The 10097-nt window shown below is 62.3% G+C and carries 10 protein-coding genes; 6 read left to right on the plus strand and 4 right to left on the minus strand.

What is annotated here, in order from left to right:
* Nucleotides 1–226: class I SAM-dependent methyltransferase (locus VK804_RS05585; protein WP_325368696.1), on the minus strand; the 226-nt coding region annotated here is incomplete at its 3' end.
* Nucleotides 227–317: 91 nt separating this feature from the next.
* On the opposite strand from VK804_RS05585, the gene mutM reads away from it, so the two are divergent.
* The 4 genes from mutM (at nucleotide 318) to VK804_RS05605 (ending at nucleotide 4169) form a co-directional block, all read left to right on the plus strand.
* Entirely contained in the window at nucleotides 318–1199 is an 882-nt protein-coding gene (gene mutM, locus VK804_RS05590) for a bifunctional DNA-formamidopyrimidine glycosylase/DNA-(apurinic or apyrimidinic site) lyase (protein ID WP_325368698.1), read from the plus strand.
* A gap of 56 nt (nucleotides 1200–1255) precedes the next feature.
* Nucleotides 1256–1825 (plus strand): GNAT family N-acetyltransferase, encoded by a 570-nt coding sequence (locus VK804_RS05595; protein WP_325368700.1) that lies wholly within the window; start codon nucleotides 1256–1258, stop codon nucleotides 1823–1825.
* Nucleotides 1826–1874: 49 nt separating this feature from the next.
* Nucleotides 1875–3554, plus strand: coding sequence for a gamma-glutamyltransferase (gene ggt / locus VK804_RS05600; RefSeq protein WP_325368702.1), 1680 nt, complete (start codon nucleotides 1875–1877; stop codon nucleotides 3552–3554).
* A 279-nt stretch (nucleotides 3555–3833) separates the two neighbouring features.
* Nucleotides 3834–4169 carry an SH3 domain-containing protein gene (locus tag VK804_RS05605; RefSeq protein WP_325368704.1) on the plus strand — a complete coding sequence of 112 codons (336 nt, stop codon included), beginning with the start codon at nucleotides 3834–3836 and terminating at the stop codon, nucleotides 4167–4169.
* A gap of 8 nt (nucleotides 4170–4177) precedes the next feature.
* On the opposite strand, the gene VK804_RS05610 is transcribed toward VK804_RS05605, so the two are convergent.
* Nucleotides 4178–5536 (minus strand): serine protease, encoded by a 1359-nt coding sequence (locus tag VK804_RS05610; RefSeq protein WP_325368706.1) that lies wholly within the window; start codon nucleotides 5534–5536, stop codon nucleotides 4178–4180.
* 255 nt (nucleotides 5537–5791) lie between these two features.
* Here VK804_RS05610 and VK804_RS05615 point away from each other — a divergent pair, with 255 nt between their 5' ends.
* Together VK804_RS05615 and VK804_RS05620 are read left to right on the plus strand one after the other, a co-directional pair.
* Nucleotides 5792–6592: a molybdopterin-synthase adenylyltransferase MoeB gene (locus VK804_RS05615; RefSeq protein ID WP_325368708.1), complete on the plus strand. Its 801-nt coding sequence runs from the start codon at nucleotides 5792–5794 to the stop codon at nucleotides 6590–6592.
* A gap of 8 nt (nucleotides 6593–6600) precedes the next feature.
* The gene (locus VK804_RS05620) at nucleotides 6601–7662 is read left to right on the plus strand and encodes a hypothetical protein (RefSeq protein WP_325368709.1); all 1062 of its coding nucleotides are present in this window, start codon (nucleotides 6601–6603) and stop codon (nucleotides 7660–7662) included.
* A 404-nt stretch (nucleotides 7663–8066) separates the two neighbouring features.
* On the opposite strand, the gene VK804_RS05625 is transcribed toward VK804_RS05620, so the two are convergent.
* Nucleotides 8067–8918 carry an SDR family NAD(P)-dependent oxidoreductase gene (locus VK804_RS05625; RefSeq protein WP_325368711.1) on the minus strand — a complete coding sequence of 284 codons (852 nt, stop codon included), beginning with the start codon at nucleotides 8916–8918 and terminating at the stop codon, nucleotides 8067–8069.
* A 371-nt stretch (nucleotides 8919–9289) separates the two neighbouring features.
* Nucleotides 9290–9928 carry a TetR/AcrR family transcriptional regulator gene (locus VK804_RS05630; RefSeq protein ID WP_325368713.1) on the minus strand — a complete coding sequence of 213 codons (639 nt, stop codon included), beginning with the start codon at nucleotides 9926–9928 and terminating at the stop codon, nucleotides 9290–9292.
* Between the last annotated feature and the right edge of the window lie 169 nt (nucleotides 9929–10097).

Here is a 10097-nt window from a genome sequence, read left to right on the forward strand (position 1 = left end):
TGCCGCCGGCGACGTCGAGCAGGGCAAACGGCGCATCGCTGCGCGGCGGGTTGAGCGCGTTGATCATCAGGTCTTTCCAGACCCGGTGCAGGCCGACCGACATCAAATCGTTCATCAGGTCGTAACGCTGTGCCACGCTGCGGAAGACGTCGTTTACCAGCGTCTGTTTGTCCCCTAACGGCACCTCCCTGAAGCCGAAATGCGTGGTTTCGTCAGGCTGATTCATGTCTTTACGCCCTCAAACTCGCGACTGCCGGACCATAGCGCGCCAGCCGCAATGGCGCTATCACGTCAGCCCCTCAAGGTGAATGCCGCGCATGCCCGAATTACCTGAAGTCGAGACTGTCCGCCGCGGCCTGCAGCCCGTCATGGAGGGTTCAAAAATCATCAAGGCCGAGACCCGGCGCAAAGACCTGCGGTTTCCCTTCCAGAAGGACTTCGCCGCGCGGCTGGAAGGCCAGACCGTGACTGGTTTGGGCCGTCGCGCCAAATACCTGATGGCTGACCTCGAGTCGGGTGACGTGCTCTTGATGCATCTGGGCATGTCGGGCTCGTTTCGCGTCATCAAGAATGAAAATCAGACAACGCCGGGCCAATTCCACCACGCGCGCAGCGAAGATCGCACCCATGACCATGTGGTGTTTCACATGTCGTCGGGTGCCGCGGTGGTCTTTAACGATCCGCGGCGGTTCGGCTACATGAAGATCATTGCCCGCAAAGCGTTCGAGGATGAGCCGCTCCTGAGCGGCCTCGGCCCCGAACCGCTCGGCAATGAATTCGATGCAAAAATGCTGGCGCAGTCATGCGCCAACAAGAAGACCAGCCTGAAGGCGGCGCTCCTCGACCAGCGCGTGGTCGCGGGGCTCGGCAATATCTATGTCTGCGAGGCGCTGTATCGCGCGCAGCTGTCGCCGCGACGGCTGGCCGCGACCCTGGCGACCAAAAAAGGCGAACCCACGGATCATGCCAAACGTCTGCTGGGAGCGATCCACGCGGTGCTGAACCAGGCGATCAAGGCCGGCGGCTCGTCGCTGCGCGATCACCGCCAGACCTCGGGCGAACTCGGCTATTTCCAGCACTCGTTTCAGGTCTATGACCGCGAAGGCGAGAAATGCCAGACCGCGGGCTGCGGCGGCATCGTGCGGCGATTTACGCAAAACGGCCGCTCGACCTTCTGGTGCCCGAAATGCCAGAAGTGATGCGCGGCATGGACAAATGACGATAGGATGCGCACGCGCGCCGTGATGAAAAGCCGATGGACACTCCGAACATTCAGACCAGGCGACTGATCTTGAGGCCGCTGGCGCTTTCGGACGCGCCGGCGATCCAGCGCCATTTCAACAATTGGAACATCATCCAGAACCTGCCCTTCGTGGTACCGTGGCCCTATCCCGATGACGGTGCGGAGCCCTTTATCCGGCAGCAATTGGAAAAGATCGCCGCGGGCGAGGAAATCTATCAATGGGTGCTGGCTCTAAAATCCGGTGACGGCGAAGCGATAGGAAACATTCGCTTTACCCCCAAGCCGGACCAACCTACAGGCAATCGCGGATTCTGGCTCGCGGAGCCCTACTGGAACAAAGGGTTGATGACCGAGGCCATCGCAGCCGTGAACGATTTTGCCTTCCGAACGCTCGGTGTCGAAAGCTTTTACGTCAGCAACGCTGTTTCCAATGTGGCCTCACGCCGGGTCAAGCAAAAGACCGGCGCCGAATTCGTCGGCTACATCGAGCTCCCGCATCACAATGGCCAGACGAAATCGGAAAGATGGAGAGTGACCCGCGAAAGCTGGCTGGGCCGTAGCTCAAACAGTTTCCGCCGGTGAACACGGGATGTTATGCATCGCCGCGTGCAGAGATAGAGGGTGATACTCCATGACCGCTAATTGGCGCGATCGCACGGCCACCACGTTCGAGTGCCGGAAGCAGCCCGCGTCGGGCAGCCGCGGCATGGTGGTCAGCAATCATCCGCTGGCATCGAGCGCGGGTGCGGAGATGCTCGCCGCCGGCGGCAACGCTATCGATGCCGCGATCGCGACTCTGTTCACGCTGACCGTGGTCGAGCCGATGATGGTCGGGATCATCGGCGGCGGCATGGCGCATATCCGGCTCAGCGACGGCAGCCACCGCTTCATCGACGGCCAGAGCACGGTCCCGCTGGCGGTGCGGCCGGATACCTATCGCTCGAAGCCGGGTTCGGCGCATGACGTGTTCGACACCATCGGCGACGAAAACCTCAACGGCCCGAAGGCGGTCGCGGTACCGGGCTCGCTGAAAGCCTGGTGCGAGACGCTGCAACGATTCGGCACCCTATCACTCGCCGATGTCATGCAGCCCGCGATCAAGCATGCCTCGCGCGGCTTTCTAGCGACGCCCTATCTGCACGAATGCATCGTCGACGGCGCGCAGGCGATGCTGAAGGACAAGGCGATCTCGGCGATCTATCTGCCCGAGGGAACGCCGCTGAAGGCCGGCGACCGCGTGGTGCAATCGGAATATGCGGAGACGCTGACCACTATCTCGCGCCACGGCGAGGCGGCGCTGTATCACGGTCCGCTCGGCGACGTTCTCGTCGATTATATGAAGGCGCATGACGGCTTTGTCAGCCGCGAAGACCTCACCTCTTACAAAACGGTCGAACGTTCGCCGATCCGGGCCGATTATCGCGGCTGGGCGATCCTCGGTCCGCCGCCGCCCGCGGCTTCCGGCGTGCACATCGCGCAGATGCTGAATATTCTCGAGGGTTTTGACATCGCCGCCCTCGGCTTCGGCACGCCGGCGACGATCCATCTGTTGGCCGAAGTGCTGAAGATTGCCTTTGCCGACCGCGCGGCCGCCAGTGGCGACCCGGATTTTGTCGGCGTGCCGGTGGAACGGCTGACCTCAAAGGATTACGCCAGTGAGCGACGCCGCGCCATCGACCCAAAGCGCGCGCAAAAATGGGGTGCGGGCGTGGCGCAGCTCGAGGGCGCGCACACCACCCACATGACCGCGGCCGATGCGTTTGGGAACGTGGTCGCGACCACGCAGACCATCAACAATCTGTTCGGCGCCAAGATCCTGATTCCCGGCCTCGGCACTGTCCCGAACAATTACATGAACCTGTACGATCCCCGACCCGGCCATGCGCTATCGCTGGCTCCGGGCAAGCGCGTCACGACTTCGATGTCGCCCGTGATGGCGCTGCGCGACGGCAAGCTCGCCTACGCGCTTGGGCTACCCGGGGGAAAGCGGATCTTTCCGAGCGCGCTACAGGCGCTGCTCAACCTGATCGATCATGGCATGAGCCTGCAGGAAGCGGTCGAAGCGCCACGGGTCTGGACCGAAGGCAACGCGCTGGAGGTCGAACGGGCGATTCCGGAAGCGGTCCGGGCCGAACTGAGGTCGATCGGCCATGAGGTAGTGGCGATGCCGACGGTTGCCGGCGGCATGAACGCGATCCAGTTCGGCGATGACGGCCGGCTCACCGGCGCCGCCTGCTGGCGCGCCGACGGCACGCCGATCGGCCTGGCCGGCGGCCTCGCGCGGGCAGGCGTCCGGTTCAGCCTGAGGTGAGCATGCGCGAGCCTCCGTACGGCAACTTGAGCTTCCGGACGGGTCGGCTTGGCAATCAATTGAAACATAAGCCCTGCCGTTGAAGGCTATTTTGAACAGGCGAGGTCTTGAATGCCCGCACCCTCCTGGAGTTAAATCGCGTCTGGGCGACGAATTCAGAGAAGGAAAAAGGGGTCTGCCATGAGTCTCGTACGGGTCGCGGCATCGGTCGCAATCTTCACACTCCTGTCAGCGGCTTGCGCAATGGCCAAGCCGATCGTTACCACTGGCGAAACGAACTTGAGGAAGTCGCCCGGCACTGACAGCGAAGTGCTGACCCTGATTCCGAAGGGGACCACCATCGAGGTCGGCAAGTGCACCAACGGATGGTGTGAGGCGTCACTGGACGGCAAGGACGGTTTCGTCATCGCCCGCAACGTCGGTATGGCAGCGCGCCGGCCGCCGCCGCGCGGGCCCGGGGGCGACGAGATGGTCGAAAACATCGGCCCACCCGAATATGGCCCAAGGCCTGGTTATGTCGCCGGGCCGCCGGTCTATTATGGCTATGGACCCTATTACAGGCCCTATCCCTACTATTACGGCTATTACGGCTGGGGCTGGGGACGGCGCTGGTAGCCGCTCGCCTATTTCCGCACGCAGATCACGCGCACGACGGAAGCCTTTGCATCCGCCGATCCGCCGGAAGCGTTGACGTCGTTGGTCTTCAGAAACTCCCGCACCGTGTCGGCCGATACCAGCACCGCCTGTGCGGCGGGCGTGGCGGTCGCCGGTCCTGCGACCAGCGCCGGCTTCAACAGCGCGATGCCGGCGAATTTGCCGTCGGCATCGAGCGCGGCCGCGCCGGAAAAGCCGAGCGCCGGCGGCGGCGACAGCGCGACGTCGCCGTCGCCGCCGATCTGCGCCGCCGCTGCCTTGACGCTGCTGGCAGCCGAGCCGCCGCCCTGATTTTGCGGATCGGCGATGCCGAAGAGGTCGACGGTGGATTTCGCCGCGCCATTGCTCAAGCCCAGCGGTTTCAATCCGCGTGCGCCGTAAATGCGCAACAGCGCCAGGCCGTGGTCCTTGTCATCGGCGACCTGATCGGCGCTGCCGAAGCCGCCGATGGTGATTGCCAGGCACCCGTCGGTGATCTCGCGGTCGGCCACGATCGCGCCGTCGTCGCTGACGACCACGCCGGTGCCGTATTCGACGGTCTTGCGCGGCGGCGGGCCGCTGCCTGATGGGAACGGGTTGAACGCGCTCGACATCGCGATCACCACCGGCTCCACGGTGCCTTCGGTGGCCTGGTCGTAGAGAATGGTCAGGATGCGGACCTCGTCGCCCTTGAAGGTGCCGCGCAGGTAAAATTTCTTCAGGCCCTGCATGCCCGACAGCACGAAGAAATCCGGTTTCACCACGGTATAGTCGATCGCGCGGCCGGCGGGTTCCTTCTTCTCCTGCTCGGCGAGCTTTGCGCTGGTCGGGTTGGCCTGCTTGCGCCGCGCCAGCTGGATCTGGATGGTGCCGGTGGGGGAGGTCCATTTGGCGCCATTGGCGTCGGAGGATTGCTGCGGCACCAGTTTTGTCGGCACGCCAAGCCGGGCGCCGGTGCCGGCCTCGGTGACGATCTTCCAGCCGACATTGTCCTGCCGCCGCCGCGCGGTTTCCGCCAGCACGCTACGCTCCTGCGGATTGAGCACGCCGGTCTGCTTGCCCCCGCGTTGCTTCTGGAATTCCTTGATCGCCGCGACCATGCGCTCGCTGACGTCGCCGGTGATGGCGCCGTTGTACTGGCCGACCCAGGCGAGATCCGACTGGATCGCCAGCCGCTCGGCCTGCGCCATGGCGTTGGCGGTATCGGCGGGGGTCTGCAACCCGGGCCGGATCGGAACGGTCGCGACCGCCTTGGGCTTGCTGCCGGCGGTGGTGGGCGCCGTCATCTGCGCATGGGCGGAGACGCCTGCGGCCACCAATATCAATGTTGCCGCCAGCATCGATCTCATGAGAAGTCTCGGGGTCATTGACGTCGGCGCAATTAAGCACATCTGCTTGGTCGGCAACAACGGGTCCGGGGTTCAGCAAGGGATGGCAAAACATCGGTCATTGCGAGACGCGACTTGTCCGCCCGAGCTCAACGAGCGAAGGCGGAAGCGGCGAAGCAATCCATTGCTCCGTTTTGCTGCGCTGCGTATGGATTGCTTCGCTGGCGCTCGCAATGACGGCGAGTGCGCGGCGCAACTGCGGGATTCAATCGCGCCATGCTGAGTGCCGACGAACTCGAACGCTACGCCCGTCATATCGTGCTGCGCGAGGTCGGCGGCCCGGGCCAGGCGGCGTTGAAGGAAGCGTCCGTGCTGGTGATCGGCGCCGGCGGCCTCGGCGCGCCGGCGCTGATGTATCTGGCGGCTGCCGGCGTCGGCGCGCTCGGCGTGGTCGATGACGATATCGTCTCGCTGTCCAACCTGCAGCGGCAGATCATCCACGCAACGCCGGATATCGGCCGACGCAAGGCGGACACCGCGGCTGAGCGGATTCATGCGCTCAATCCCCACGTCCGCTTCGCGGCGCATGCCACGCGGCTCGATGCCGGCAATGCGATGGAACTGATCGGCAGCTACGATTTGGTGCTCGACGGCTCGGACAATTTCGAAACCCGTTATCTGGTGTCGGATGCCTGTTTCCTTGCCGAAAAACCGCTGATCACGGCCGCGCTGGGCCAGTTCGACGGCTCGCTGACCACGATCCGCGCCCACGAGAAGAACGAGGCCGGCGAGTTCAACCCGACCTATCGCTGCCTGTTTCCGGAAGCACCGCCGCCCGGGACGGTGCCGGCCTGCGCCGAGGCCGGCGTGATGGGTGCGCTCGCTGGCGTCCTGGGATCGATGATGGCGCTGGAGGCGATCCGCGAAATCGTCGGCTTCGGCGAGGGCCTGGTCGGACGGCTGTTGATGGTCGATGCCCGGGCGATGCGGTTCGAGACGCTGCGCTACGCGCGCGATCCGCTCAATCCGCTGAATGGCGACGCGCTTGTCATCACCGATCTGAGCGCGCATCGCTGAGTTTTTATATGACCCATTCGCTCGATATCGGAGCCGCACTGTTGATGCCCGCAGGCGTTCTGCAGCCTTTCCCGCTGCGCTTTCGCCGGGACGATCTGCACGTCATGGCTTTCTTCAAGGGCCACCCGAAATACGAGGCCGTCGAAGCCATGATCCAGGTTCGGACCGATCGTGGAAATTCCATCCGCGCGATCATCACGCGGCACGACCAGACGCAGATCGACTACGTCAATGACGACGCGCTACTTGCCGCGCATCGCGGGAGTGATCGGGAGTGTTATCGCCGTCAGATCGATTCGGAGTTGGAATCATTGGCCGAGGGGCGGCGGGCGCGGTTGGAATTTCGGTCGCAGGCAGGTGAGCGCGTCGCTCTTGACATGGTCAGCGCCGGTCAACCCGATGTCAAACGTGGCGGATTGTCCGATCCCGGCGGACATTCCGCCGGCAGCGCCTTGCCGCTGATGTGGCGCGGCGCGACCACGCTCGCCGGTCCGCGAACGAAAGTAACGATCGACGGTGTTGAATACCCTGTGCCTGAAAAGATTCGCGCCGGGCCATTCGTCGCCCATGAGGGATACTTCACGGAACGTCATTCCATGGGGGCCATCCGGTCCGGAACGGTCAGCGCAAGGCTGCTGAAAACGCCGGATCGTCTCGATGTCGGCGCCGAATGGGTTCTTCAGCACGATGACGACGAGACGACCTACCGGGTGACGGCGCGTGGCGGCGACGGAATGCTGTGTATCACCAAACTTGACGGCGCCGGCGAAACGATCACGGCGTATGCAATCGAGGACAGGCTTGCGGTGACGCGGATCAGTCTACCGGCCGACGCCGGCTCAACAGATGGCCTTGTTCTGGCCTTCGGCCGGGATGCCGGTTTCAGCCTGTCGATCGAAGGCCAGCCGGATATCGTCTCCGGCGGCGTGCACCTCGCGGAGCGGCCGGACGGCTCGGTCATCAGCCTGAGGCCGCTGCAGCCAGCCTGGGCCGTGGCCCGGATTGTGCGCGTCGCCTGTCTGCGGGCCGGCGATCGGATGAGCTTCGTCACCACGATAGGATCGGCCTAGAAGCGACGCGCTCGCGATCACCGATCAAGCGCGCCGCGGGGAACCGGATAACGGCGCATCGAAAAAATCCGCGCTTCGCCGCATGTTGAATGAAGAACAAGTTTTGGCGCTCATCCCGATTTCCAGGACAACGCTTTACTGACTCGAAAAAAGTCCGCGTTTCGCGGTCGGCCTACATTTCGGCAAACAGGAGATGTTGGTTTGAAAGCGACGTCGCGGATTGGCAGAGCGCGGTTGACGAGCGCGATCCGTGGCGTGGCCGGAGCAACGGCCGTCGCCCCCGTGCCTCAAGCTAAATACGGCCGGCTAAGCGATGTCCGCTGTTGCTCGCATAACGGACTCAAATCGGACATTGCGTCATGTCGGGTTTGTGCCAAAAGCGGCCGTGAGCAGACTGCGATAAGCTAGCGCCGCGGCGTCCTTCCGCGGATGCGGTCGAAGCCCTGCTTGATCGCGGCGAAGCGCTGCTCGATGAAGGCCTCGTGCTCGGTGTCGGTGAAGATGTAGGGCCAGTCATTTTCGATTGCCTCGCGTACCAGCTCGCCGACATAGAGAGGATCGATGCCAAATTTGTTGATCCGCTCCTGGAGTGCCTTGACAATATCGGCGATCGGTCCCTCCGTCGGCGGACTGCCGATCTTCTCGACGATCCGCTGCGGCACGTTGCGACGAAAATTAAAGATCTGAGTGCGGACAACGCCCGGACACAGGACGGATACCCCGATTTTCCGCGGCGCGAGCGCCTTACGCAGTCCTTCGGACAGAGCCACCACTCCATATTTGGTCACATCATACTGCGGACTTCCTCCAGCGATCAGCCCGAAGACGGACGCCGTGGAAACAACTTGCCCTCCTTCGCCGTGCGCCTCGATCAGCGGACCGAAAATCTCGATGCCCCAAATCACCGACATCAGATTGACGTCGAGAACCCAATTCCAACCCGCATCTGTCCAATGACCATAACCCCGGCCGCCGGCGACCCCCGCATTGTTGACCAGAATATGGACTTTTCCGTAGCGCGACACGGTGGCATCCGCTGCGGCTTGGATGTCTGCTTTAAGCGATACATCCGCTCTCACGCCGTCAACGTCGGCGTTGGTAAGTTTCAATTTCGCTACAGCCGTTGCTAACGCCTCTTCCTCGATGTCGCATAACATGACATTCACCCCGGCATGCGATAGCGCCGTGGCGATCCCTAATCCGATGCCTGATGCTGCTCCGGTGACGAAGGCTGTCCGTCCGGTAAGGTCCTGCATGTGCGTGTTTCCGTTGCTTTTGCAATTGGCCTTGGCAGATACCTATGCGGGTTCGCTGAGTTTATCGAGCTTCGGCTCAAGGCGTCCACTCGCCTTAACCATGGCCGGATCATCTGGATGCGGCGGGCCGCGTGCCACGGCCGCTTTGGGTCAAAATCGGAAGTCACAGTCATGAAATGCGACTTCCGCTGGTCCCCCAACAGCGGACTCTGAGGGAACATCCGGCCACTTCCGTTTCGTGCCAATACCGGAAGTCTCCCTTGGGCATATCGAGATGGCTTAGGTAGACTCGTCGGCTCATTGGCGGGCCGCTCGGTGCGAGGACGACCATCGTAATTTCCGCGGTCTGGTAAGGAGGTCACAAGACCCAATCAAACTGACTTCGTCTTCAGCCTGCTTTTCAGATAAATCCGGGTCATCTCGCGCAATTCTTCGATGGCCCCCGGACGAACGCTTTGGTCTGCAAGGTCCGAGAAAGCTGCCATCGTCTTCATATTGCCGAGTATTACGACGGCCATGTCTTGCGCCTTGTCGGAGGTCAGTCCCGGGCTGCGCAGCGTCAATGTCCGGACGATATGCTTGTGAATGGATCTGCTGAATTCACCGCGCTTCACCGACAAAACTTCGGGAATTTCCAACAATCGTTTCATCGTCGGCCCTGCCCCCTTGTGGAGATCGACCATCAGATCCAGCAAAAAATCAGCGAGCGCGGAGATGGATAGCGATTGAATTCTGGAATCAAGTTCATCGAAGGCGTCGTGAACGCCCTCGTGGTAATGCGCGATCAACGCATTCGCCAGGACTTCCTTGTTGGGAAAGAAACGATAGAGCGAACCAATTTTGGTGCTCGACCTTGCGGCGATCTCGGCCATCGTCGCCGCCTCATAACCCTTCTCGGCGATGACGGCGGCACCCGCCTTCAATATGGCGGCGACACGCAGTTTCCCGTTGCGCCGTTGCGGCGTCCTCGCTTGCGGAACTTCACTAGGTCTTGACATAGTTGAGGGCATGCTCAATTATCGTGTTATGTGAGTATGTACTCAATTAACGCAGCTGAAACACCGAACGTCAACCCAACAGGCGAAAAACCATGCTTGAACTCGATCCCAAGACGACCGCACTGGTCCTCATAGATTTCCAAAAAGGCATCATGGGGCACGGACTCAGTCCACTCTCGGC

Origin of the sequence: Bradyrhizobium sp., assembly GCF_035484855.1 — a bacterium.
GTDB lineage: Bacteria > Pseudomonadota > Alphaproteobacteria > Rhizobiales > Xanthobacteraceae > Bradyrhizobium.